General features: G+C 71.9%; 15 protein-coding genes. 7 read left to right on the top strand and 8 right to left on the bottom strand.

Features of this window, described 5'->3' with window-relative positions:
- Positions 1-100 precede the first annotated feature (100 nt).
- Positions 101-937, top strand: coding sequence for an alpha/beta fold hydrolase (locus ACFWY5_RS24995; protein WP_379634679.1), 837 nt, complete (start codon positions 101-103; stop codon positions 935-937).
- On the opposite strand, the gene ACFWY5_RS24990 is transcribed toward ACFWY5_RS24995, so the two are convergent.
- Together ACFWY5_RS24990 and ACFWY5_RS24985 are read right to left on the bottom strand one after the other, a co-directional pair.
- On the bottom strand, positions 906-2,123 hold the full coding sequence (locus tag ACFWY5_RS24990; protein ID WP_379634677.1) for a beta-ketoacyl-[acyl-carrier-protein] synthase family protein: 1,218 nt from the start codon (positions 2,121-2,123) through the stop codon (positions 906-908). The two genes, ACFWY5_RS24995 and ACFWY5_RS24990, sit on opposite strands and share 32 nt — an antisense overlap.
- Positions 2,124-2,183: 60 nt before the next feature.
- Positions 2,184-3,200: a methyltransferase domain-containing protein gene (locus ACFWY5_RS24985; RefSeq protein ID WP_379634675.1), complete on the bottom strand. Its 1,017-nt coding sequence runs from the start codon at positions 3,198-3,200 to the stop codon at positions 2,184-2,186.
- Positions 3,201-3,428: 228 nt separating this feature from the next.
- Between ACFWY5_RS24985 and ACFWY5_RS24980 the strand changes: the two genes are divergently transcribed.
- Entirely contained in the window at positions 3,429-4,670 is a 1,242-nt protein-coding gene (locus tag ACFWY5_RS24980) for a cytochrome P450 (protein WP_379634673.1), read from the top strand.
- 3 nt (positions 4,671-4,673) lie between these two features.
- Here the strand turns inward: ACFWY5_RS24980 and ACFWY5_RS24975 are convergent, their stop codons facing one another.
- On the bottom strand, positions 4,674-6,212 hold the full coding sequence (locus ACFWY5_RS24975) for a hypothetical protein (protein ID WP_379634671.1): 1,539 nt from the start codon (positions 6,210-6,212) through the stop codon (positions 4,674-4,676).
- A 711-nt stretch (positions 6,213-6,923) separates the two neighbouring features.
- Between ACFWY5_RS24975 and leuS the strand changes: the two genes are divergently transcribed.
- Positions 6,924-9,374: a leucine--tRNA ligase gene (gene leuS / locus ACFWY5_RS24970; RefSeq protein ID WP_379634668.1), complete on the top strand. Its 2,451-nt coding sequence runs from the start codon at positions 6,924-6,926 to the stop codon at positions 9,372-9,374.
- 12 nt (positions 9,375-9,386) lie between these two features.
- Here the strand turns inward: leuS and ACFWY5_RS24965 are convergent, their stop codons facing one another.
- Positions 9,387-10,565 (bottom strand): RNA polymerase sigma factor, encoded by a 1,179-nt coding sequence (locus ACFWY5_RS24965; protein ID WP_379634666.1) that lies wholly within the window; start codon positions 10,563-10,565, stop codon positions 9,387-9,389.
- A complete protein-coding gene (locus ACFWY5_RS24960; RefSeq protein WP_379609430.1) occupies positions 10,558-10,896 on the bottom strand; it encodes a YciI family protein in 339 nt (112 codons plus the stop codon). Before ACFWY5_RS24960 ends, ACFWY5_RS24965 begins: the two co-directional genes overlap by 8 nt.
- Positions 10,897-10,994: 98 nt before the next feature.
- Between ACFWY5_RS24960 and ACFWY5_RS24955 the strand changes: the two genes are divergently transcribed.
- The 3 genes from ACFWY5_RS24955 to ACFWY5_RS24945 all read left to right on the top strand — a co-directional run bounded on the left by ACFWY5_RS24955 (position 10,995) and on the right by ACFWY5_RS24945 (position 16,643).
- Positions 10,995-11,900 carry an LLM class flavin-dependent oxidoreductase gene (locus ACFWY5_RS24955; RefSeq protein WP_379634664.1) on the top strand — a complete coding sequence of 302 codons (906 nt, stop codon included), beginning with the start codon at positions 10,995-10,997 and terminating at the stop codon, positions 11,898-11,900.
- A gap of 80 nt (positions 11,901-11,980) precedes the next feature.
- Positions 11,981-15,571 carry a S8 family serine peptidase gene (locus ACFWY5_RS24950; RefSeq protein WP_379634662.1) on the top strand — a complete coding sequence of 1,197 codons (3,591 nt, stop codon included), beginning with the start codon at positions 11,981-11,983 and terminating at the stop codon, positions 15,569-15,571.
- A 109-nt stretch (positions 15,572-15,680) separates the two neighbouring features.
- On the top strand, positions 15,681-16,643 hold the full coding sequence (locus tag ACFWY5_RS24945) for a helix-turn-helix domain-containing protein (protein WP_379634660.1): 963 nt from the start codon (positions 15,681-15,683) through the stop codon (positions 16,641-16,643).
- A 5-nt stretch (positions 16,644-16,648) separates the two neighbouring features.
- On the opposite strand, the gene ACFWY5_RS24940 is transcribed toward ACFWY5_RS24945, so the two are convergent.
- Complete coding sequence (locus ACFWY5_RS24940) at positions 16,649-19,018, bottom strand: discoidin domain-containing protein (RefSeq protein WP_379634658.1); 2,370 nt, start codon at positions 19,016-19,018, stop codon at positions 16,649-16,651.
- A gap of 146 nt (positions 19,019-19,164) precedes the next feature.
- On the opposite strand from ACFWY5_RS24940, the gene ACFWY5_RS24935 reads away from it, so the two are divergent.
- Positions 19,165-22,323 (top strand): PDZ domain-containing protein, encoded by a 3,159-nt coding sequence (locus tag ACFWY5_RS24935; RefSeq protein ID WP_379634656.1) that lies wholly within the window; start codon positions 19,165-19,167, stop codon positions 22,321-22,323.
- A 7-nt stretch (positions 22,324-22,330) separates the two neighbouring features.
- Here the strand turns inward: ACFWY5_RS24935 and ACFWY5_RS24930 are convergent, their stop codons facing one another.
- The gene (locus tag ACFWY5_RS24930) at positions 22,331-23,410 is read right to left on the bottom strand and encodes a MalY/PatB family protein (RefSeq protein WP_379634654.1); all 1,080 of its coding nucleotides are present in this window, start codon (positions 23,408-23,410) and stop codon (positions 22,331-22,333) included.
- 352 nt (positions 23,411-23,762) lie between these two features.
- Entirely contained in the window at positions 23,763-24,530 is a 768-nt protein-coding gene (gene lexA / locus ACFWY5_RS24925) for a transcriptional repressor LexA (protein ID WP_379634651.1), read from the bottom strand.
- Positions 24,531-24,782: the final 252 nt, after the last annotated feature.

Raw genomic sequence — 24,782 nt, 5'->3', positions numbered from 1 at the left:
GCCGCCCGGGTGCCGGGTCGTGCCGTGCCGGGCGGTGGTGGGCCGGGCCGGGTGGGGTGGTTGATGGACGGGGGGCGGAGAGGGCACTAGGTTTCCGCGCATGGAGATCAGGAATATCCACGCCAACGGTGTGGAGTTCGCTTACCTCGCATTGGGTGACGGGCCGCTGGCCCTGTGCATGCACGGCTTCCCCGACACCGCGCACACCTGGCGGCACCTGATGCCCGAGCTGGCCGAGCGCGGTTACCGCGCCGTCGCCCCCTTCATGCGCGGCTACGCCCCCACCGAGGTCACAGAAGGCTACGAACTGGGCGCCCTGGTGGCCGACGCCAACGCCCTGCACGAGGAGCTGGGCGGCGACGAGAACGCGGTCATCATCGGCCACGACTGGGGCACCTACCCCGTCTACGGCACCGCCGAGCGGTTCCGCAGGTCGGTGGCGCTCGCCGTACCTCCGACGAAGTGGTTGCTCGGTACGTTCTTCACCTACGAGCAGCTCAAGCGGTCCTTCTACATCTTCCTGTTCCAGACGGCGCTGGCCGAGACCGCGGCGTCGGCGCCCGGGTTCCTCGACGGGCTGTGGCGGGACTGGTCGCCCGGCCATGACGCCACCGAGGACCTCGCCTTTCTCAAGCAGAGCCTGGGCGAGCCGGCCAACCTGGCCGCCGCCATCGGCTACTACCGGGCCATGCTCGGCACCACCCCGCCTTCAGGCCGGTACGCCACCGAGCAGGCCGCCGCGACAGAAGGCCCGGTACGCCCCGTGCTGTACCTTCACGGCGCCCAGGACGGTTGCCTCGGCGCCGACCTGGTGGCGGACGTGGCGAGCGTGCTGCCCGAGGGGTCGCGGGCGGAGATCGTCGAGGGCGCCGGGCACTTCCTGCACCTGGAGAAGCCGCGCGAGGTCAACGCGCGGATCCTCGACTGGCTGGGGTGAGCACCAGGCTCACGTTGTGGCCGCCGAAGCCGAAGGCGTTCACCATCGAGGGTCCGGGCAGCCAGTGGCGGGGTGTGCCGGTGACCACGTCCAGTTCGACGCGGGAGTCCGGGCGGTCCAGGTTGCGGGTGGCGGGGATGCGGCCGTCGCGCATGGCCAGCACTGCCGCCACGGTCGCGAACGCGCCTGAGGCCCCGCACAGGTGCCCCGTCATCGACTTGATCGCGGTCACCGCCGGATGCCCGCCCACGGCCTGGGCGATCGCGGCGGCCTCGACCACGTCGCCGTCGGGGGTCGAGGTGGCGTGCGCCTGGACGTGCGTCACGTCCTGGCCCGACAGCCCCGCCTCGCGCAGCGCGGTGCGCATCGCCCGCGCCTGGCCGTCGAGCTGGGAGGCGGTGATGTGCCCGGCGTTGGCGGTGATCCCGTACCCGGCCAGGTGGGCCAGCGGCGCGCCGTCGCGCCACCCGGCCCGTTCCAGGATCACCACCGCGGCTCCCTCGGCCAGTACGAACCCGTCGCGGTCCGCGTCGAAGGGCCGCGAGGCCCGCTCGGGCCGGTCGTTGCGGGTCGAGACCGCCTTGGCCTGGGCGAAGGCGGCGAGCGTCAGCGGGTGCACGCACGCCTCCGTACCACCGGCGACGACGACGTCCGCGCGCCCCAGCCGGATCAGGTCGGCTCCGGCCGCGATCGCCTCCGCCCCGGCCGCGCAGGCGCTCACCGGGGCGTGGGCGCCGGCCCGCGCGCCGAGTTCGATGCTCACCCAGCCGGCCGGGCCGTTCGGCATGAACATGGGCAGGGTGTGCGGCGACACACGGCGCACGCCCTCCTTCTCCAGCACGTCGTCCTGGTCGAGGAGGGTCGTGACGCCGCCGGTGCCGGTGCCGATCACGACCGCCAGCCGTTCGGGATCGACCTCGGGACGCTCCGCGTCCGCCCAGGCCTGACGGGCGGCGAGCAGCGCGATCTGCTCGCAGCGGTCGAGGCGGCGGGCCTTCTGCCGCCCCAGGAGCGCGGCCGGATCCACGGTCAGCCGCCCCGCGATCCGCGCGGGCAGCTGCTCCGCCCATGACTCCCGCAGCGCCACCACCCCCGACCGGCCGGCCAGCAGCCCCGCCCACGTCGAGGGAACATCGCCGCCCAGCGGCGTCACCGCCCCGAGCCCCGTGATCACAACCTCGCTCATGTATCCACGCTGCCAGCCGCCGTACCCGGCCCGGATGTCTCCCGCCCACCAAAACCGTGATCAGGATTTGTCCGGAGTCATCATGGCCAGGATGGGATGCCGCCCAAAAAGCGAAATATCCACTCGCTCCGGTACGGCCCAGCCGCGCGGCACCTCAGGCACCAGCGCCACCACCCTCCCTCCGTCGGCCAGCACCCGGCGCACCTCCGCCCAGAGCCGGTGACCGGACCCGGCCAGCCGTACCTGCCGCTGCCAGGGCGGGTTGACCAGCACACGGTCCACGCTCCCCGAGGGCAGCGGGAGGCGCCCCGCGTCGGCGCGCGCCCACGCCAGGCGCGGACCGTTGGCGGCGGCCGCCGCGATCGCCTCGCCACAACGGTCGAACCCGAGCGTGCGGGCCTCCGGCGCGCGGGCGGCGGCCTCGATGAGCGTGGTGCCCGCGCCGCAACACGGATCGACCACCAGCCCCTTCGGCTCGGCCAGGTACGCCATGGCGGCGGCCAGCGGCGGGTGCAACGTCCCCGGCACCGAGCGCACCTTGTAGGCACGGCGGTGCAGCGGGCGCGCGCCCGCCCGCAGGGCGATCACGGCCCGCTCGCCCTCGACCGTCACCCGCCAGGACGCGGCGCCGGCCGGAGGCACCCGGCCGGCGCGCCGCGCGTGGTAGGGACGGCCGAGCACGGGCCCGACCGCGTCCTCGATGTCGTAGCGGTTGTAGGCGCGCCGCCCCAGGAACGAGGCCGACACCTCCACCCCGAAGGGCCCTCCGTCAGATTCGAGCGGACGCCCGCCGGGTTCGAGGGGGCGTGCGGCGGTGAGGCGGTGGACGTCGATGGTCGCGGCGGCCGAGGCCAGGCGGCGCAGCGCGTCACGGCGGGGCCCGACGCCGTCGACCACGGCTCCCACGAGCAGTACGTCGTCGGCCATGCGGAGCTCCAGCGCCCCCGGCCCCGTGATCTCGAACCAGACCTCCCGGTGCCGCACCTCGCGCACGATGCCCAGCCCGGCGTGACGGATCTCCGTGGCAACCAGGTGTTCGATGCCGTGCACCGACCTGGCCACGGCAAGGGTATGCACGTGTCCTTCTCCCACGTCGCGACTCGGGAGGGCGTGGAGCCGTCCCGCATCGCCGGCGGTGGGTCACGAGCCGCGTGCCCGCCGACGGGTCGCTAACGCAGGAAGAAGAACGTCATACGCCCGACGCTATCGGGCTCGCGGACGTCCGGCCATCGATTTTCCAGGGCATACGTACGGTGTACGTCCAAAGTATTGACGTAAGTAGGCGCTTTCTCGAATTATGGGCGTATGAGCGCACTCGACTTCGATCTGTCGGATCAGCACTTCTGGGCCAGGCCCATGGCCGAGCGGGAAGCGGCCTTCGACACGCTGCGCGCACGGGACACCCCGGCCTTCTTCGAGGAGATGGAGGTGTCCTTCGCCCCCAAGGGCATCGGCTACCACGCGCTCGTCAGGCACGCCGACATCCTGGAGGCCAGCCGTAACCCGGAGGTGTTCAGCTCGGGCAGGGGCGGGGCCACGAACATCCCCGACATGCCCCCGGAGTTCGCCGAGTACTTCGGCTCGATGATCAACATGGACGACCCGCGCCACGCCCGCCTGCGCCGCATCGTCTCCCGGGCCTTCACGCCCAAGATGATCAAGCAGTTCGAGGCCGACGTGGAGACCGCCGCCGCCCAGATCGTCGACGACCTCCTCGTCACCGGCTCCGGCTGCGACTTCGTGACCGAGGTCGCCGCCCGCCTGCCGTTGAAGATCATCTGCGACATGATGGGCATCCCGGAGAAGGACTACCAGTTCATCTTCGAGCGCTCGAACCTGATCCTCGGCGGCTTCGACCCCGAGTACGCCGGCGACGACCTGACCAAGATCGCAGAACGCCTGCTCAACGCCGGCATGGAACTCCAGCAGCTCGTCCAGGACCTCGCCGCCCACCGCACGGACAACCCCTCGGGCGACCTCATCTCCGCCCTGGTCAACGCCAACATCGACGGCGAGCGGCTGACGCTGCAGGAGCTCGGCTCCTTCTTCATCCTCCTGGTCGTGGCCGGCAACGAGACCACCCGCAACGCCATCTCGTACGGCATGCGCCTGCTCTCCAACCACCCGGACCAGCGCGCCCTCCTCCTGGAGGACACCGAGGCCCGCCTGCCCGGCGCCGTCGAGGAGATCGTCCGTCTCGCCTCACCGGTGAACTTCATGCGCCGCAAGGTCACCCGCGACCACGAGATGAACGGCAACCTGTACCGCGAGGGCGAGAAGGTCGTCCTGTTCTACTGGGCTGCCAACCGCGACGAGCGCGTCTTCGCCGACCCGTACGCCTTCGACATCACCCGCGACCCCAACCCCCACGTCGGGTACGGCGGGCCGGGCCCCCACTTCTGCCTGGGCGCCCACCTGGCCCGCCGGGAGATCACCGTGATGCTGCGCGAGCTGCTGCGCCGCGTCCCCCGGCTGGAGGCCGGTCACCCGGACCGGCTGCACTCCAGCTTCATCAACGGCATCAAGCACATGGAGTGCACGTTCTGAGGGTCAGGGGGCCGGGTTGGTCACCTTGATCTGCTTGACGACGGTGTTGATGTCGGGCAGGAGCCGCTTGGCGTCGCCGGGGATCGACATGTAGACGATGGCCGGCAGCTCGTTGGCCGTGTTGATCGCCGCGGTCACGATCGTGGCCTTGCCGGTGCCGGAGGTCAGCTCGTAGGCGATCAGGCGGCCGGTCGAGCCGTTGATCTTGAGCGGCTGCTGGGCGATCTTCCTGACCTTGTTGTCCTCGGGGAAGAAACGCTTGCGGGCGCTCAGCACGACCTGCTTGATCACCGGCTCCAGGTCGTCCTTGGAGGTGTAGGAGGCGGCCAGGCGCTGGGGGAGCGGGCCGGTCATCAGGTTGGCGTAGGTGTCGGTGCCGACCTGGACGTACTGGCGGGTGTCGTAGCCGTACGTGGTCTTCACCAGGGGCCGCTGGTCGAGCAGCCACGTGCCGCCCAGGCGGGGCACCGAGATGCCGGCCTGCTGGTCGGGGACCACGCCCATGACCGGGGCCGCCTTGCCGGGGAAGCGCTTCAGCGGGCCGATCGTGGTGGACGGCTTGGTGGGCGTGGGCTTGCCGCTGGCCTGGGGCTTGGCGGCGGGCGGGTCCGTGGGTTCGCTCTCGCTGGCCAGCGGTCCCGCGACGAACGCCCACACCAGCGCGATCACCAGGGCCACCGCGACGGAGGCGGCCAGCGCGAACAGCCACACCGGCTTGCCCGGCTCGTCGAGCGACTCCTTGCCGTCGTCGCCGATCTCCTGGTAGTTGTCGCCGAAGACGGTGTTCCAGAGCTCCTGCTGGCGCTCGGGCGGCGGGGTGCGCGAGCCGCTGATCTGGCCCGCGGTGACGAACGGGCGGTCGGGGTCGGACGGGTCACGGCTCAGGTTGGAGCCCGGCCGGGCGTGCTGGCCCTGCTGGCCGTGCTCATCCGGCTCCTGGGGCGGGGCGGCCGGGGTGGGGTAGGCCTCGTTGTAGGTGATCGTCCGGTCCATGGGGTCGCCCTTGGGCTGCTGATCCTGCTGCCCCTCGGGCTGCCACCCCGGGGCCTCCGCGCCGCGCCCGTCCGGCTGCCACCCCGGGGTCTCCGTGCGTCCGTCCGGCTGCCAGGCCGGGGCCGCCTCGGGGCGGCCGTCCTGCGGCCAGGCGCGCGGGTCGGGCTGGGCGTCCACCGGCGGCGGCGCGGCCGGTGGCCACGGGTCCTTCTGCGGCGGTCCTGCCGGGGGCCAGGGGGCGGGGCTGGACAGGTTGGACCAGGCCCCGTCGGCCGGCGGCGGCATCTCCGGCCACACCTGCTGCCCCGGACTCTGCTGCGCGGAAGGGTTCTGCGCCGACGGGTTCTGCTGTGCCAAAGGGTTCTGCTGCGCCGAAGGGTTCTGCGGGGCGGAGTGGGCGCCCTGCGGAGCGGAGTGGGCGCCGCCGGGCTGCGCGGTCTCCGGCCAAGGAGCGGGGGCGGGAGCGTCGGACCATGCGGGCAGCGGATCCCGGACGGGGGGCTGCTCACGCGCGCCCAGCTGATCACGCGCGCCCTGCTGATCACGCATACCCTGCTGATCACGCATGTTCTGCTGGTCTCTCATTCCCTGTGCGTCCCGGCCCCGTCTGCCACCCGACAGGTCGCCCAAGGGGTCACGAGGATCCACCAAGGGATCCCTGCCACCGAGCGGGTCACGTTGTGGTGGTTCCGGCCAGGTGGGCTGTGGCGGCGGTCCCGCCTCCGGCCATGAGGTCGGCACCTCGTCGCGAGCCTCCGGCCAGGACGTGGGCACCTCGGGCCAGGATGGCGGCAAGTGTGGTGCTCCGGAATTCTCCGTTGCCATTGCTGCCGTACCTCCCGAGGTTATGTCCGGATTAGACGCATCCGGCATGATCTCATGTGGCCCGTGGTGTTCCGCAGGGAAACGTGCGAAGCCGTGCGGATCCGTCGGCGGATCCTGCATCGGCAGGTCGGCCGCTGATCGATCAGGCTCAGCAGGGTTGGCCACGGCGACGAGAGTATTCTAATGGGACATATGAGGTCACAACGGATGGATCTCAACGAGGTCTCATAGGACCTGAAGGGCCCATTCTGCCGGGTGCCCCAGGCGTAGTCCCCTCATTCTTCCGAAGACGTGCGCTAGGCTTGACCTATGCGTTCCGCGACCCTGCTTCTTAGCGGGCCGCGACGGCCCTGAGATCTCGCCGTCGCGGCTACCCCTCGTTGTCATACGAGGGGTTTTCTTATGGGGTCAGAATCAAACCAGAAGGACACCGCCGTGAGTGAGTACGACCCGCAGGCGCTGCAGGCCAAGTGGCAGCAGCGATGGGAGGAGCAGGACCCGTTCCGGGCCAGCGAGGACGCCGCCGACCCCCGCGAGCGCCGCTACATGCTGGACATGTTCCCTTACCCCTCCGGTGACCTTCACATGGGCCACGGCGAGGTCTTCGCCATCGGCGACGTCGTCGCCCGCTACTGGTTCCAGCAGGGTTACAACGTCCTGCACCCCATCGGCTGGGACTCCTTCGGCCTGCCCGCCGAGAACGCCGCGATCAAGCGGAACGCCCACCCGGCCGAGTGGACCTACGCCAACATCGACGTCCAGGCCAACTCCTTCAAGCGCTACGCGATCTCCTTCGACTGGTCGCGCCGCCTGCACACCAGCGATCCGGAGTACTACCGCTGGAACCAGTGGCTGTTCAACCGCTTCTTCGAGCGCGGCCTGGCCTACCGCAAGGGCGGCCTGGTCAACTGGTGCCCCAACGACCAGACCGTGCTGGCCAACGAGCAGGTCGTGGCGGGCAAGTGCGAGCGCTGCGGCGCCGAGGTCGTGCGCCGCGAGCTGACGCAGTGGTACTTCAAGATCACTGACTACGCGCAGCGCCTGCTGGACGACATGAGCCAGCTGGAGGGCGGCTGGCCGGAGCGCGTGCTGACGATGCAGCGCAACTGGATCGGCCGCTCCGAGGGCGCCGACGTGCTGTTCGAGATCGAGGGCCGCGAGGAGCCGGTCCACGTCTTCACCACGCGTCCCGACACCCTGTTCGGCGCCACGTTCTTCGTGGTCGCCGTGGACGCCGCGCTGGCCGACGAGATCGTCACCGGCGAGCACCGCGCCGAGTTCGAGGCCTACCGCGCCGAGGTCGCCAAGCTCAGCGACATCGAGCGCATGTCCACCGACAAGGACAAGAGCGGCGTCTTCCTGGGCCGCTACGCGATCAACCCGGTCAACGGCGAGCGCATCCCGGTCTGGGCGGCCGACTACGTCCTGGCCGACTACGGCCACGGCGCGATCATGGCGGTGCCCGCGCACGACCAGCGCGACCTGGACTTCGCGCTGAAGTTCGGCCTGCCGGTGCGGGTCGTCGTGCACACCGGGCTGGCCGACCCCGGCGAGACCGGCGAGGCCACCCCCGGCGAGGGCACGCTGGTCAACTCCGGCCCGCTGGACGGCCTGAGCAAGACCGAGGCCATCGCCACGATCATCCGGAGCCTGGAGACCGACGGCCGGGGCAAGGGCGCGATCAACTTCCGCCTGCGCGACTGGCTGCTGTCGCGTCAGCGCTTCTGGGGCACCCCGATCCCGATCATCCACTGCCCCGACTGCGGCGAGGTGCCGGTCCCCGACGACCAGCTGCCGGTCACGCTGCCCGACCTGCGCGGCGAGGCGCTGGCCCCCAAGGGCATCTCCCCGCTGGCCGGAGCCACCGAGTGGGTCAACGTCGCCTGTCCCAAGTGCGGCGGCGCCGCCAAGCGCGACACCGACACCATGGACACCTTCGTCGACTCCGCCTGGTACTTCCTGCGCTACACCGACCCCACCTACACCGACGGCCCGTTCGACGTGGAGAAGATCCGCGAGTGGGGCCCGATCGACATGTACGTCGGCGGCGTGGAGCACGCGGTCCTGCACCTGCTGTACTCGCGCTTCTTCGTCAAGGTGCTGCACGACATGGGCATGGTCGGCTTCACCGAGCCGTTCCTGCGCCAGCTCGGCCAGGGCCAGGTGATCAACGGCGGCAAGGCCATGTCGAAGTCCCTGGGCAACGGCGTCGACCTGGGCAAGCAGATCGACGACTTCGGCGTCGACGCGGTCCGGCTGACGATGCTGTTCGCCAGCCCGCCCGAGGACGACATCGACTGGGCCGACGTCTCGCCGCAGGCCTCGCAGAAGTACCTGGCCCGCGCCTTCCGCGTGATGGACGAGGTGGCCAGCGAGCCCGGCGCCGACTTCGCGCAGGGCGACCCGGCGCTGCGCAAGGTCACCCACAAGACCATCGACGAGGTCACCAAGCTGATCGAGTCCTACCGGTTCAACGTGGCGATCGCCCGCCTGATGGAGCTGACCTCCGCCGCCCGCAAGGCCATCGACTCCGGCCCCGGCGCCGGCGATCCCGCGGTGCGCGAGGCGGCCGAGTCGCTGGCGGTCATGCTGTCGCTGGTCGCGCCCTACACCACCGAGGAGGGCTGGGAGCGGCTGGGCCGTACCGGCTCGGTGGCGCTGGCGGGCTGGCCGGTGGCCGATCCCGCGCTGCTGGTCGAGGAGTCGGTGACCGCCGTCGTGCAGGTGGCCGGCAAGGTCCGCGACCGGCTGGAGGTGGCCCCTGACATCTCCGAGGGCGACCTGCGCGCGCTGGCGCTGGCCTCGGAGAAGGTGCGGGCGCACCTGTCCGGCGAGCCCCGCAAGGTGATCGTCCGCGCGCCGAAGCTGGTCAACATCGTCCCCTGATCCGGACGGACGTCACCGCAGGGCCGTCAGCCGGCCCCGCAGGAACGTGCGCTCCGCCGCGTTGCCGGTGAGCGCGATCGCCCGTTCGTAGGCCAGCGCCGCCTCGGCATTCCTGCCCAGGCGGCGCAGCAGGTCGGCGCGGACGGCGTGGCAGATGTGATAGCCGTCCAGCGGGAGCTCCTCGACCAGGGGCAGCGCTGCGGCGGGTCCCCGGACCTCGGCGAGCGCGACCGCCCGGTTCAGCGCCACGACGGGGGTCGGGGTCAGCGCGATCAGCTGGTCGTACAGGGCCAGGATCTGCGCCCAGTCCGTCGGCGGCGGGTCGCTGTGGACCGCGTTGATCGCCGCCTGGATCTGGTAGGGGCCGGGGCTGCCGCGGCGCAGGCACCGCCGTACCAGCTCACGGCCTTCTGCCATGAGCGCGCGGTCCCACCGCGCGCGGTCCTGCGCGGCGAGCGGGACCAGCTCACCCGACTCCCCGGTACGGCCGGCCCGCCGCGCCTCGATCAGCAGCATGAGCGCCAGCAGCCCGGCCACCTCGGGCTCGTCCGGCATCAGCGCGGCCAGCAGCCGCCCGAGCCGGATCGCCTCGGCGCAGAGATCCTCCCTGGCCAGGTGGCCCTCGTTGAAGATCAGGTAGACGACGGCCAGTACCGAACGCAGCCGGTCGGGCAGGTCGGACTCCTTCGGCAACCGGTACGGGATCTTCGCGTCGCGGATCTTGCCCTTGGCGCGGACCAGGCGCTGGGCCATCGTCGGCTCCGGCACCAGGAACGCCCGCGCGATCTCGGCGGTGGTGAGCCCGCCGAGCAGCCGCAGCGTGAGCGCGACCTGGACGTTCCTGGCCAGGGCCGGGTGGCAGCAGGTGAAGATCAGGCGCAGCCGTTCGTCGCGCACGGGCCCCTCCTCGGCGGGCGGCTCCTCGCGGGCGTGCAGGAGCGCGGCCTGGAGGTGCCGGTCCTGGCGGGAGGACTCCTTGCGCAGCCGGTCGATGGCCCGGTTGCGGGCGGTGGTGATGATCCACCCGGACGGGCTGGGCGGCGGCCCCTCCTCCGGCCAGCGGCGCAGTGCGGTCGCGAACGCGTCCTGGACCGCCTCCTCGGCGAGGTCGATGTCGCCGAAGGCACGGACCAGGACCGCGACCGCGCGGCCGTACTCCTCGCGGAAGACGCGTTCGACCTGGTTAGTCACCGTGGATCGGGCGCACCTCGATCGGCAGGCCGACGGCCTGTGCCAGCTTGCCCGCCCACTCCAGGGCGTCGTCGAGGTCGGGGGCGCTGATCACGGTGAAGCCGCCGAGATGTTCCTTGCCCTCGGTGAACGGCCCGTCGGTCATGAGCACGTCGCCGTCCTTGGCGCGTACGACGGTCGCGGTCGAGGCCAGGTGCAGCCCGGCGGCGAACACCCATTGCCCGGCCGCCTTGATCTCCTCGTCCCAGGCCATGACGCGCGGCAGCACCTCGTCGAGCAGTCCCTCCGGCGGCTCGCCGTCGGGCTGGTAGATCGCGAGCAGGTAGTTCATCCTCTTGTCCTTCCCCTCGGTCACCTTCTATACGAACGGCCCGGCCCTTTCTCGACACGAGTTGACCTCAAGTCGAGTTGAGGTCGCACAGTGGACCCATGGTGAAGATCGGCGTCGGACTTCCGACGATGCAGGAGATAGAAGCGCTCGGCCCGGACGGCGTGGCCCGCGCGGCACGGCTGGCCGAGGAGGCCGGTCTCGACTCCGTGGGCGCCGCCGACGTGCTCATCGGGGACGGGACGCTCGCGCTGGAGAGCGTGGTCACGCTGGCCACGGCCGCCGCCGTCACCGAGCGGATCAAGCTCGACTTCGGGGTGTTGTCCGTGCCCACCCGGCCGGTGGCGATGATGGCGGCGCAGGTGCAGACCTTGCAGTACCTCTCGCGGGGCAGGGTCCGGCTGGGCGTGGGCATCGGGGGCTTTCCCGGCTCGCCGTTCTGGACCGCGATCGGCGCGACCGGCACGAACCGCGGCCGGGCGGCCGACGAGGCCCTGCGCGCGCTGCCCGGCCTGATCGCCGGGCGGCCCACCCCGGTGGGTGAGGGCCCGGAGGTGACGCTGGCCCCCGGTACGGCGGTGCCGCCCCTGCTGGTCGGCTCCGGCACCGGCGAGGCCGGCCTGCGGCGGGTGGCACGTTACGCCGACGGCTGGCTGCCCTCCGGGCTGACACCGGCCCAGCTCAAGACGGCCGTGGCCAGGCTGAACGAGCTCGCCGACGAGTACGGCAGGCCCGCCCCCTTCGTCCACGTGGGCGTGCACGCCGTCCTGGGCGACGACCCCGAGGCGAAGCGGGCGATGGAGGCCCAGCTCGCCGGCTTCTTCCAGCTCTCGCCCGAGGAGATCCGCGAGGCCACGGTGAGCGGCTCCCCGCGGGAGGCGGCGGAGCGGGTGGCGGCCTTCGCCGAGGCGGGCGCGGCCGAGGTCGGCTTCGGCATCGACGGCAGCGACTTCCTCCGCCAGGTGGAGCTGGCCGGGGAGGTCAACGCCCACGTGACCCGCGGTTAGATGGCGGGTCGCCGCCAAGGCGGGTTTCCGCCAGGGCGCCGTCTAGGCCGGGCCGATCGGGGCGGCGTTAGATCGGTCGCATGCCCCTCATCGTTTCTTCCCGACGGCTCGCCGGGGCGGTGGCCGCCACCGCGCTCGCGGCCACCGCGTTAGCCCCCTTACCGGCCCACGCGTCCCCGGAGACGGCCTCCCAAGGCGTCACGGTCACGCTGATCACCGGGCACCAGGTCCGCCTCAAGGCGGACGCGGTCTCCGTCGAACGTCCCAAGGGCGCCACCGGCGGCGTCCAGACGTACCACGCCGGCGGCGACGTCCACGTCGTCCCCGACGAGGCGGCCCCGCTGCTGGCGGCCGGAAAGCTCGACCCTCGCCTGTTCAACGTCACCGACCTGGTCGAGATGGGCTACGACGACGCGCGCAGCGGCGGCGTGCCCATGATCGCCACCTACCAGGGGGCCGCCCCGCGCTCGGCCCCGCGCGGCGCCTCCATCGTGCGGGCGCTGCCCAGCGTCAGGGGCGCCGCCCTGCGGGCGCCCAAGAAAGACGTCCGGGAGTTCTGGAACGGCCTCGCCACCTCCGGAGCCGCCAAGATCTGGCTCGACGGCAAGGCCAGGGCGAACCTCAAGGAGAGCGTCCCGCAGGTCCAGGCCCCGGCGGCCTGGGCGCAGGGCCTGGACGGCGCCGGCGTCAAGGTCGCCGTGCTCGACAGCGGCGTCGACGCCACCCACCCCGACCTCCAGGGCCAGATCGCCGAGCAGGCCAGCTTCGTGCCCGGCCAGGAGGTCAAGGACGCCAACGGCCACGGCACCCACGTCGCCTCCACGATCGCCGGCACCGGCGCCGCCTCCTCCGGCGCCAACAAGGGCGTGGCCCCCGGCGCCGACCTGCTGGTCGGCAAGGTCCTCGACGACGAGGGCAGCGGCCAGGACTCGTGGATCATCGCCGGCATGGAGTGGGCGGCCAGCAAGGCGGGCGTGGTCAGCATGAGCCTCGGCTCGCCGCTGCCCGACTCCGGCTCCGACCCGATGTCGCTGGCCGTGGACGAACTGTCCAAGAAGCACAACACGCTCTTCGTGATCGCCGCGGGCAACGCCTACAACCCCGGCGCGATCGGCTCGCCGGGCTCGGCGGCCAGCGCGCTGACCGTGGCGGCCGTGGACAAGGCCGACCAGCGCGCCCCCTTCTCCAGCCAGGGCCCGCTGACCCTCACCTACGGCCTCAAGCCGGACATCTCCGCCCCCGGCGTCACGATCAACGCGGCGCGGTCGTCGTTCTCCGGCGGCAGCGGTCCGTACGTGGCCATGGACGGCACCTCCATGGCCACCCCGCACGTGGCGGGAGCGGCGGCGATACTCAGGCAGCGCCACCCGGACTGGACCTGGCAGCAGCTCAAGGACACGCTGATGAGCAGCGCCAAGGGCCTGGACAACACCCCGTACGAGCAGGGCACCGGCCGGCTGGACGTGGCCGCCGCCGTCGGCGCGAAGGTCAGCGCGACCGGCTCGGTGCCGGTGGCGCTGTTCGACTGGCCGCACGAGCCGGGCGAGGCGCCGGTCAAGCGGGTCATCACCTACCGCAACGACGGCGACGCCCCCGCCACCCTGAACCTCACCGCCCAGGCGCCGGCCAAGCTGTCCGCGCCGTCCGTCACCGTCCCCGCCCAGGGGAGCGCCACGGTGGAGCTGAGCGTCGACCCGGCCGGGCTGGAGGCCGACCAGACCCTGTCGGGCCTGGTCACCGCGACCGACGGCACGATCACGGTCCGCACCGCCTTCGCCGCGGTCAAGGAGCGCGAGCTCTACGACCTCACGCTCGAACTGCGCGACCGCTCCGGCGAGCCTGCAGCGGGCTACGTGGTGCTCTCGCAGCTCGGCGACCGCTATCCGTGGCAGTACGCCGTGGACGGCAAGCGCACGCTGCGCCTGCCGCCCGGCTCGTACATGGCCACCAGCTACCTGCCGGTGGCGGGCGAGCGGGCCGACGCGCTCGGCACCGCCGTACTCGTGGATCCCGAGATCACGCTGGACAAGGACACCCAGGTCGTCCTCGACGCCGCCCGCGCCCGGCGGGTCAGCGCGAAGGTCGCGCAGCGCACCGAGGACCGCCAGGTCAAGGTGGACTTCTACCGCTCGCCGCCGGAAGGCGAGGGCGCGCGCGGCGCCTACCAGGTGCCCGTCGCGATCGAGGACGTCTACGTCAGCCCCACCGAGAAGGTCGCCCGGGGCTCGTTCGGCCTGCTCACCCGCTGGCGCAAGGGCGAGCCCATGCTCAGCGTGAGCGCCCCCGGCATGCCGCCGATCGAGGCGCTGGTCCAGATCGACGCCACGATCACCGACGGCCGCGCCCTGCTCAAGGGCGTCCACGCGGGCAAGGGCGACGACTACACCGGCATCGACGCCCGCGGCAAGGCCGTGATCGTCGAGCGCTCCGACGCCGTCACCCCGCAGACACGGGCCGCGAAGGCGATCGCCGCGGGGGCGAAGCTCCTGCTCGTCGTCAACGACCGTCCCGGCCGCCTCATGGAGGTGTACGGCGAAGCCGTCACGATCCCCGTGGCCTCCCTCACCCGCGACGCCGGAGCGAAGGCGGCCGAGCTGGCCAGGAAGGGCCGCCTGCTCCTGGCCACCGAGCAGTCCCGGTACGCCGACTACCTGTACGACCTGGTCGACGTGCACCCGGAGGCGGTCCCCGACCGCGACCTGACCTACCGCCCGCGCGGCCTGGCCCGGATCGACTCCACCTACTACGGCAGCGGCGCCAAGGCCGGCAGCGGCTACCGCTACGACATGCGCGAGGGCTGGGGCCCGGCCATCGGCTTCGAGGAGTACGAGACGTTCCCCAAACAGCGCACGGAGTGGGTCTCCACCCAGCCGGGCTCCATCTGGTACGAGAACCACGGCGTCGGCCTGAACTACTTCGCCGCCTGGGAGATGCGGCAGTCGCCGCGCACGTACCGGCCGGGCGAGCGGCTGGAGCAGGAGTGGTTCCACCCGGTCGCCAGGCCCCGGCTCGGCGACACCTACTGGGGCCCGTTCCGGCAGACCAACGGCTACGTCCAGTTCAACATCACGCCGTGGACGGACGGCGGGCCGAGCCGGGCGGGGTCGATGCCGGACGACGAGTACGACACCACCTCGATCGCGCTCTACCAGGGCGACACGCTGATCCAGCGGGCCAAGGGGCGGGCGTTCTCGCCGCGTGACCCGCTGCCGGAGGCGGCGCTGCCGTACCGGCTGGTGCTGGACAGCGCCAGGGACGGCGGGACGTGGCGGACTTCGACCCGCACGCGCACCGAGTGGGGGTTCACCTCCGGCGCCAACGACCCGGACGGGCCGTTCAACGTGGACATCCCGCTGCTGCAACTCGACTACGACGTGCGTACGGACCTGGCGGGCGACGTGCGCGGGCCGGTGGCGCGCATCGGGCTGTCGGGCACGACGCAGGAGTGGCTGGCCAAGCCGGTCAAGGCGACGGAGGCGACGCTGCAGGCCTCCTTCGACGACGGCGCGACGTGGCAGCCGGTACGGCTGCGCCCGGCCGGGGCGGGCGCGTGGCGCGCGGACCTGGTCACGCTGGGCAAGAAGGGGTTCGTCTCGCTGAAGGCGACCGCCAAGGACGCGCGGGGCGGGACGGTCTCCCAGGAGATCATCCGTGCGTTCGGTTTGCGCTGACATAACCGTGAAATCACGATCCGGGGCCGAAGGCGGGATTTCCGGCTTCGGCCTCGGGCCTGCCCCCATACTGATCCGCGTCCCGACACGGCGGGGAAGGGCGGGCAACGTGCTGGAGGCGCTCGGCCTCACCGACGAGGAGGAGGCGGTCTACCGCCACCTGGTCGCCCGGCCGTCCGCCTCAGCGGGGGAGATCGGCGCCGCGCTCACCCTCCCCGGCCCGCGCGCGGACGAGCTGGCGCGCAGCCTCGCCGCCCGCGGCCTGGTCAGCACCCTGCCCGGCGAGCGGTTCTGCGCCGTGCCGCCCGCGGTCGCGCTCGGCTCGCTGCTCACCGTCCGCCGCGACGAACTGCGCACGGCGGAGCTCGCCCTCATCGCCCTGGCGGAGGAGCATCGCTCGGCCGCCGCCGGTCGCGCCATCGGCGACCTGATCGAGGTCGTGTCCGGGGTCGGCGCGCTGCGCCAGCGCTTCGCCCAGGTACAGCACGCCGCCAAGGAGCAGGTACGCAGCTTCTCCACCGCGCCGTTCGTCGCGGTGCCGATCGGCGAGAACGCCGCCGAGGAGCAGGGCGTCAAACGCGGCGTGAGCTACCGCGTGGTGGTCGAGCGCGACCTGCTCACCGCGCCCGGCGCCGCGCAGGAGGCGGTCACCTCGTTACGCCAGGGCGTGCGGGTACGCGTCGCCGACCGGCTGCCGATCAAGCTGATCATGGCCGACTCGGCGCTCGCCCTCGTCCCCCTGAGCACCTCGGCCGGTGACCGGCCCGGCGCGGTGCTCCTGCACGGCAGCGGCCTGCTGGCCGCCGTCGAGGCGCTGTTCGAGGCGGTGTGGGAGCGCGCCTACCCGCTGCGCATGGACGCCTCGGCGGCCGGGGCGGAGCCGGACATCACCGAACTGGACGCCAAGATCCTCAGCCTGCTGCTGGCCGGGCTGACCGACGAGGCCGTCGCCGGTCAGCTCGGTCTGTCCCTGCGCACGCTGCAGCGGCGGATCAGGCAGCTCATGGACCTGGCGGGCGTGCGTACCCGCGTCCAGCTCGGCTGGCAGGCCGCGCAGCGCGGCTGGGCCTAGGGCTTCTATCCTCCCCAGGCCTCGAACTCGTAGATCCGGGCTGCCGGGTCGCCGTTCTGGGTGGGTGTGGTGACATTCAGGCGTACGTGGCGGGCGGTGAGCGCCACCGGGTGGTCGGAGACGGCGGCGGTGTTGGCCGCGACCGTGACCGCGGTGGTCCAGGCGTCCGAGGCGGAGGCGCGGACCTGGATGGCATAGGCCCGTGTGTTCCAGGAGGCGGACTCGCCGCCCGCCTGCGCGTGCCTGACGGTGAACCTGGTCAGGGCCTTGGCCGCGCCGAGGTCCACCTCCATCCACTTGGCCGAGGTCAGGGCGCACCACTTGTCGGTGTTCCCGCCGCCCACGCTGCCGTTGACCGCCTTGGCCGGGCCCTCGTTCGCGTTGCACTGGCCCGAGGCGGTGGCCGGGCGGTTCAGCGCCAGGTTCGTCTCGCCGGTGCCGGACCAGGAGACCGTGGTGCTGGCGGGGGCCGAGCGGCCGTACTCGGCGCTGACCGCCTCCACGTCGAGCGTGGTGCTCGCCTCGGATCCGGCGCGGTCGAGCTGCGGCACGAAGTAGGCCTCGCCCGGGGTGGCGCCCAGGTAGGTGCGGGTGCCGTCGGGGTTGCGGCGGTAGAGGTCGTAGTGGTGGGGGTGGCCCGAGCCGGTCCAGCTCAGGCGGAGCGACTTGCGGGCGGGGGAGACGTCGGTGGCGCCGAGCACGGTGAGCCCGGACGGTGCGCCGGGCACGTCGACCGCGCCGTCGTAGACGGCGAGCTGGCCGACCCTGACGTCGTAGGCGCCCGCCGTACCTTCGGCGCGCAGGCCCACCTGGGCGATGGTACGGCCCGCGTGGGCGGACAGGTCGAGCGTCCTGCGTTCCCAGCCGGTGCCGCCGGTCGAGCCGAGATCCAGCGGCACGAACGTGGACGGGGCGTCGGTGAACGCCACGGCCGCCTTCAGCCGGGTCGGCCCCGCGGCGGGCGTCTTCACCACGACCGACAGCTTGGTGCCGGCCGTCACCGGCAGGCGCGTCTGGTACAGGCGCAGCGTGTTGGCGGCGTCGAGGGTGCCGGTCAGGCGGAGCGAGGAGCCGCCCTCGTAGGCGTCGCCGTAATCGATGGACGGGGTGAGCTTGGTGCCGGAGGAGGTGATGACCCAGCGGTAGGTGGGCGGCACGTCCTGGACGGACAGGTTGTTCCAGCCCCCGGTACGCACCCGGACCCCGCCGACGTTGTAGAAGTCGCCGTGACCGGTGTTGAACCCGGTGACGAACGGCTTGCCGGTGACCGGGCTCGACTCGGCCACGTAGTGGGCCAGGCCCTTCCAGGCCGAGGTGGTGCTCGTGTTCGACGGGTCGGCGTTGGCGCCCACCCAGTAGCGGGAGTCGCGGGTGCGGAAGTCGGCGGGGCCGCTCGCGGACTTCCACGTCCACTCGGGGCGGTAGATGCCCAGCGAGGTCACGTGCGGCTGGCCGCCGGGGAAGACCGCGTTCCAGTTGACGCCGGTGTTGTAGCCGTTGGCCTCGGTGTCGATGCCGCTGTACAGGTCGAACTCGCTGCGCCCCATCTGGCGGGCCAGGTCGCGGGAGGAGGTCAGGCCCGACCAGCCGAAGTCGATGAACATGTTGTCCGAGGCCTGGAAGAAGCTGTCGTTGGCGCTGGTCAGCGCGTCCTGCCAGGAGATGGCGCCCGACTCGGTCATGGCGTCGTACCACATGACCTGCATGCCCTTGGCGCGTAGATAGGAGATCACGTTGCGCAGCTCGGTGGCCAGCGCGGCGTCGCCTCCGGCGGTCTCCTGGTTGATGAACCAGCCGTCGAAGCCGTAGTGCTGCGCCACCTGGGCGAGCTTGTCGGCGACGGGGTAGGTGGAGCCCTGCTTCTGGACGAAGTCCCGTACCCACTGGATCTGGCCGCCGTAGGCGGTGGGCGGGAAGAAGACGGTCCCGTAGACCCTGACGCCGTTGCGGTGGGCGGCGTCGATCACCGGGCCGTTGGGGGCGAGGATCAGGCCCTCGCTCGCCGAGCCGCCCCAGAAGACCAGCGTGTCGATGTACTGCCAGTAGGTGAAGGCGTAGTAGTTCGGGTCGGGCCCGCCCTGGGAGGGGTTGCCGGAGGTGGGGGCGAAGGCGGCCAGCGAGGCGACGCGGCCCTCACCGGCGCGGGCGTTGGCGTTGGCCTTCAGCGCCGGGTCCGAGACGCGGGGCCGCAGCGGGACGCTCGACCGGTTGAACCGGGCGTCGGGATCGCTCGCCGGGTTCCAGGACAGGATGGTGCCGGGATGCCAGTACGAGGCGTACGGCTGGTCGCCGGGGGCGGCGGCCCGTGCGGGGAGGGCGACGAGGGCGGTCGCGACCAGGACCCCGCACAGCAGGGGTAACAGACGACGGGTCATGAAGCTCTCCTCGATGCTAAATCGCTTTAGCTGTCTGCGGTGGAGACGCTACTTCATCCTCTGTTGCTGTACTAGACCGCTTTAGCGAGCTGTTCGCTGGGAGCGAGCACGAGCCGTCGCCGCGGACCGAGCACTAGGGTTCAGATGTGACAAATGGCGCATACCTGAGATATCCGCATCTGCACGGTGACCTGGTCACCTTCGTCGCCGACGACGATGTCTGGCTCGCTCCGCTGAGCGGTGGCCGCGCGTGGCGGTTCACCGCCGACCGCATCCCGGTCAGCTTCCCCCGCTTCTCGCCCGACGGCACCCGGCTCGCCTGGACCGGCGCCCGCGAAGGCGCGCCCGAAGCCTTCGCCGCCGAGATCGACGGCGCGGCGGGCGACCGGCTGACGTTCTGGGGCAACGGCACGACCGGCGTACGCGGCTGGACCGCCGACGGGAACGTGCTGGCCGTGACCGCGGCGGGCGAAGGCGGGCGGAGCCGGACCTGGGCCTACTCCGTGCCGCTCGACGGCGGTCCCGCCACGCGGCTGCCGTACGGGTGGGTCAGCGAGGCGGCCGTCGACGGTGAGCGGGTCGCGGTGGTCTCCGCGGTGTGGCGCGAGCCGTCGCAGTGGAAGCGCTACCGCGGCGGGACCGCGGGCAAGATCTGGGTGGACGCCGACGGCGACGGCGAGTTCGAGCGGCTGTTCGCCGACCGGCTCTCGCCGTACTCGTCGGTCATGTGGGTGGGGGAGCGGCTGGCGTTCCTCAACGACGAGGACGGGACCGCCAACCTCTACTCCGCCCTGGCCGACGGTTCCGACGTGCGGCGGCACACCACGCACGACGGCTTCTACGCCCGGCACGCGGCCACGGACGGGCAGCGCGTGGTCTACAGCCATGCGGGGGACCTCTGGCTGCTGGAGGGTCTGGACTCGGAGCCGTACAAGCTGGACATCACGCTCGGCGGGCCGCGCCCGGCGCGCGCCAAGCGTCCGGCGCCCAGCCGCGTCGGCGGCTTCTCGCCCGACGCGACCGGACGTGCCAGCGCGATCGAGATCCGCGGCACCGCGCACTGGGTGACCCACCGCGACGGTCCCGCCGGCGCGCTACGCGCCGAAGCAGGCGTGCGGGTACGGCTGCCGCGCACCCTCGACGCCGACGGCCGCGCCATCTGGGTCTCCGACGCCACCGGCGAGGACGCGCTGGAGACCGGCGTGCCCGGCGGCGAGATCCGCACCCTGGCCGCCGGAGAGCTCGGACGGGTACTCGAACTGGTCGCCGCGCCCGACGGCAAGCACGCCGCCGTCGCCACCCACGACGGCCGCCTGCTCGCCGTCGACCTCGACCACGGCACCCTGCGCGAACTCGACAGGACCGCCCACGGCGACATCGGCGACCTGGCCTTCTCGCCCGACTCCGCCTGGCTCGCCTGGGTCCACCCGCACCCGGAGCCGCTGTCGCAGATCAAGGTCGGGCGGATCGACGGGACCGCCACGCTGGAGGTGACGCAGCCGCGCTTCTCCGACTACTCGCCGGTCTTCACCAAGGACGGCAAGCACCTGGCGTTCCTGTCCATGCGGACCTTCGATCCGGTCTACGACTCGCACGTCTTCGACCTGTCCTTTCCCAATGCGTGCCGGCCGTACATCGTGCCGCTGCAGGCCACCACGCCCAGCCCCTTCGACCCAAGCCTCCAGGGGCGCGGGTTCAACGGCGAGGACGACGACAAGGGCTCCAAGGACGCCAAGGACAAGAAGAACGGCGACACGCCGCCGCGTACCGAGGTCGACGCCGAAGGGCTTGGCGCCCGCGTCGTGCCCGTCCCGGTGCCCGCCGGCCGCTACGGCAACCTGCGCACCGCCAAGGACGCCCTGCTGTGGCTGCGCCACCCGCTGACCGGCCAGCTCGGCGACGGCACCGACGTCACCCCCGAGGTCGTGCTGGAGCGCTACGACCTCAAGAAGCGCGCCAAGGCCGAGCTCGGCAAGGAGTACCGCGCGTTCGAGGTCAGCGCCGACGGAAGCCGTCTGGTCACCAACGGCAAGAACGGCCTGCAGACCCGCGCCGCCGGCGAGGGCGACGAGGTCGTCACCATCGACCTCGACCGCGTCGGCGTCACCGTCGACCCCGTCGCGGAATGGCGCCAGAGCTACCGGGAGGCCGGCCGCCTCATGCGCGACCACTTCTGGCGCGCGGACATGAACGGCGTCGACTGGCAGGGCATGCTCGACCGCTACGCCCCGCTCGTCGAGCGCATCGGCTCCTACTCCGAGCTGATCGACCTGCTCTGGGAGGTACAGGGCGAACTCGGCACCTCCCACGCCTACGCCCGCCCCAACGGCACCGGCGTCGACCCCCGCCGCCGCCAGGGCCTGCTCGGCGCCGACCTGGCCCGCGACGAGGACGGCACCTGGCGCGTCACGCGCATCCTGCCCGGCGAGAGCTCCGACCACGACGCGCGCTCGCCGCTGCTCGCGCCCGGCGTCGCCGTCCGCGAGGGCGACGCGATCCTCGCCGTCGGCGGCCGTCCCGTCGACCCCGTGCGCGGCCCGCTCGCCGCCCTCGCCGGCACCGCGGGCCAGCCCACCGAGCTCACGGTACGGCCGGCCTCGGGCGGCGACCCGCGCCGCGTCGTCGTCACCCCGATCACCGACGAGACCCAGCTCCGCTACCACGAGTGGGTCGAGAGCCGGCGGGCCCGCGTCCGCGAGCTGTCCGGCGGCCGGCTCGGCTACCTGCACGTTCCCGACATGGTCGCCGCCGGGTGGGCGCAGTTCCACCGCGACCTGCGTACCGAGATGGACCACGACGGCCTCGTCGTCGACGTGCGGGAGAACGGCGGCGGGCACACCTCCGAGCTCGTGCTGGAGAAGCTGTCCCGGCGGGTGTCCGGCTGGGAGCGCGCCCGAGGCTACGAACCCCACCGCTACCCCCGGGACTCCCCGCGCGGCCCGATCGTCGCCGTCGCCGACGAGTTCGCCGGCTCCGACGGGGACATCGTCAGCGCCGGCATCAAGATCCGCGGCATCGGCCCGCTGGTCGGAACCCGGACGTGGGGCGGCGTCATCGGGATCGACTCCCGGTACTCGCTGGTCGACGGCACCGTGGTCACGCAGCCCCGGTACTCGTTCTGGCTGGAGGGACACGGCTGGGGGGTCGAGAACTACGGCGTCGACCCCGATGTGGAGGTGGTCATGACGCCGCAGGACCGGGTGGCGGGGCGGGACCCGCAGCTGGAGAAGGCGGTGGAGCTGGCCTTGGCCGCGCTGGAGGAACACCCTGCGGCGACGCCGCCCGACCTTCCGCCTCTCGCCTGACCGTTCCTCAGGCGAGGACCGGCACTATACGGTCCAGGATCTGGGCCACGGTGTCCTCGGTGGTGGCGAAGTTGAGGCGCACGTAGTCGTCACCACCGGGGCCGAAGGCGGCCCCGTCGTTCAGCAGGACCCTGGCCTCGCGCTCCAGGACGTCGGCCACGCCCGGACGGCCGACGTTCAGCCAGGCCAGGTACGTAGCCTCGGGCACCCGGTAGGCGACCGTGTCCGGGAGGCGGGCGGCGAGGGTGTGGCGGTTGCGGTCCAGGAGGGCGAGCGTGTCCGCCAGCCACGTGTCGCCGTGCCGCCAGGCCGCCACCGTGGCCTCGACGCCGAACAGGTGGGCGGAGCCGTACAGGAAGGGGGGCTGCTCCTCTAGCGCCTTGCGGACCTCGGGCATGCCGACGTGGGCGATCGAGCAGCGGATGCCGCCCAGGTTGAACGCCTTGGTGGCCGAGGTCAGGGTGACGGTGCGTTCCGGGAGGATGGTGGCGAAGGGGATGTGCCGGTGGGGGGCGTACACGAGGTCGGCGTGGATCTCGTCGGAGATCACCAGCAGGTCGTGGCGGATCGCGTGCTCGGCCAGGAGTTCCAGCTCGGCGCGGGTGAAGACGCGTCCGGTGGGATTGTGCGGGTTGACCAGCAGCAGTACCCGGCAGCCGCGCAGGTCCGGCACCTCGAACCGCCACGACTCGCCGTCGGGTTCGAGCTGGATCGGGCGCATCGGACGGTCCATTCCGGCAAGCGTGCCCAGGAACGGATGGTAGGCCGGTGTATGCAGCGCCACCCCGTCGCCGGGGCGGGTCCAGACCTGCAGGAACACCTGGAGAGCCTGGTTGAGGTCACTATAGGTCCGGCAGTGCCCGATGTCGGGAGCCCAGCCGAACTTGGCGGCCATGCGCTCGGCGAACGCCTCGGACATGGGACCGGCCTGGTGGTTGTCCAGCCAGGTCGGATAGCCGAGATCACCCTCCGCCCGCGCCTTGAGCGCCTCGACGACGGCCGGTGCGGTGGGCAGATCCATGTCCGCCACCCAGGCCGGAATCACACCCGGCGCGACCTTGCTCCACTTCAACCCATCACGTTTCACCCGAGCATTGTATTTTTCCCGACATTTCACGACAGAGCCCACAACCCCGACCCAGCACCCACCGCGTGGGGCGCGGCCCACGGAAGCCTCCGGCACGAAGCACTGCCCGTGCGGCGCAGACCACCGCCCGCTCACCCGAACCGCTACCTGGGGTGCGGCTCCTCCGGCCATGGATCACCTATGCGGCGCAGGCCCCTCAAGCGTGGCGGGGCGGCGCGTACCAAAGAGAGGGGCCCTTGCTCCCACGGCATCGGCGCGCGCCAAGGAGGAGCCGCACGCGTCAGAGGGAAACCGTGACGGGAGAGGGGAACCGTGAGGGGAGAGGGCCCGGCGTGGTGCCGGGCCCTGAGGGTCAGAGGCGGCGGAGGACGGCTACCACCTTGCCCAGGACGCTGGCCTCGTCGCCTGGGATGGGGTCGTAGTTGGGGTTGTGGGGGACCAGCCAGACGTGGCCGTCCTTGCGCTTGAAGGTCTTCACCGTGGCCTCGCCGTCGATCATGGCGGCCACGATGTCCCCGCTCTCGGCCACCGGCTGCTGGCGGACCACGACCCAGTCGCCGTCGGCGATCGCGGCCTCGATCATCGAGTCACCGGAGACCTGGAGGAGGAAGAGCGTGCCCTCGCCGACGAGCTGCTTGGGGAGGGCGAAGACGTCTTCGACGCTCTCCTCGGCCAGGATCGGGCCACCGGCGGCGATGCGGCCGACCAGCGGGACGTACGCCGCGGTCGGGCGGCTGACCGCGGGCTCGTCGTCGTTGGCGTCGGGATCGACCCACAGGACCGGCTCGCCGGGCAGGCGCACCTCCAGCGCGCGCGGACGGTGGGGGTCGCGGCGCAGGTAACCCTTGCGCTGCAGGGCCGTCAGCTGGTGCGACACGCTGGACGTGCTCGTCAGCTGGACGGCCTCGCCGATCTCCCGCATGGACGGGGGATAACCGCGCTGCTGGACGGAATCGCGGATCACCTCGAGGATCTTGCGCTGCCGTGGGGTCAGGCCCAGGGAGTCACGCCGGCGCACCGCGAGGTCGCTGACCCCGTTTGCGTCATCCCGCTCGCTCATGCTCTCCTCCTCGCCCGGTGGGCGGCCTCTGCGGCGCGCCTGCCGGTCTGTGGTCTTCATGTCGCACACAGCGACGATATCGCCGTCGAAGATCATCCTCAAACAATTGTTCGAGTCTTCCTCGAAAATGTCGCCAGCGTGGTGTACAACATCGTACGGGAGTTCGATCGACACCGTGTTCGATTTGCCGATCTTTATTGGGCCTTTTGCTAAGGCCACAGGGGCGGGAGGCCAATCGTGCGAGCGACCACAACCACATCATCGACCAGCGACGACGTCCAGGGGCTCACGCTGATCGCCGACATCGTCCTC

It is taken from the genome of Nonomuraea sp. NPDC059007 (assembly GCF_042740555.1).
GTDB lineage: Bacteria > Actinomycetota > Actinomycetes > Streptosporangiales > Streptosporangiaceae > Nonomuraea.
The sequence above is the reverse complement of the archived record's forward strand: the minus strand, read 5'-3'. Positions and strand labels throughout refer to the sequence as shown.

What these genes read in the sequence shown, in the direction of transcription:
- ACFWY5_RS24995 (WP_379634679.1), top strand. Translation starts at nt 101, where the DNA reads ATGGAGATCAGGAATATCCACGCCAACGGTGTGGAGTTCGCTTACCTC.
- ACFWY5_RS24990 (WP_379634677.1), bottom strand. Translation starts at nt 2,123, where the DNA reads ATGAGCGAGGTTGTGATCACGGGGCTCGGGGCGGTGACGCCGCTGGGC.
- ACFWY5_RS24980 (WP_379634673.1), top strand. Translation starts at nt 3,429, where the DNA reads ATGAGCGCACTCGACTTCGATCTGTCGGATCAGCACTTCTGGGCCAGG.
- ACFWY5_RS24975 (WP_379634671.1), bottom strand. Translation starts at nt 6,212, where the DNA reads ATGCGTGATCAGCAGGGCGCGCGTGATCAGCTGGGCGCGCGTGAGCAG.
- ACFWY5_RS24960 (WP_379609430.1), bottom strand. Translation starts at nt 10,896, where the DNA reads ATGAACTACCTGCTCGCGATCTACCAGCCCGACGGCGAGCCGCCGGAG.
- ACFWY5_RS24955 (WP_379634664.1), top strand. Translation starts at nt 10,995, where the DNA reads ATGGTGAAGATCGGCGTCGGACTTCCGACGATGCAGGAGATAGAAGCG.
- ACFWY5_RS24950 (WP_379634662.1), top strand. Translation starts at nt 11,981, where the DNA reads ATGCCCCTCATCGTTTCTTCCCGACGGCTCGCCGGGGCGGTGGCCGCC.
- ACFWY5_RS24940 (WP_379634658.1), bottom strand. Translation starts at nt 19,018, where the DNA reads ATGACCCGTCGTCTGTTACCCCTGCTGTGCGGGGTCCTGGTCGCGACC.
- lexA (WP_379634651.1), bottom strand. Translation starts at nt 24,530, where the DNA reads ATGAAGACCACAGACCGGCAGGCGCGCCGCAGAGGCCGCCCACCGGGC.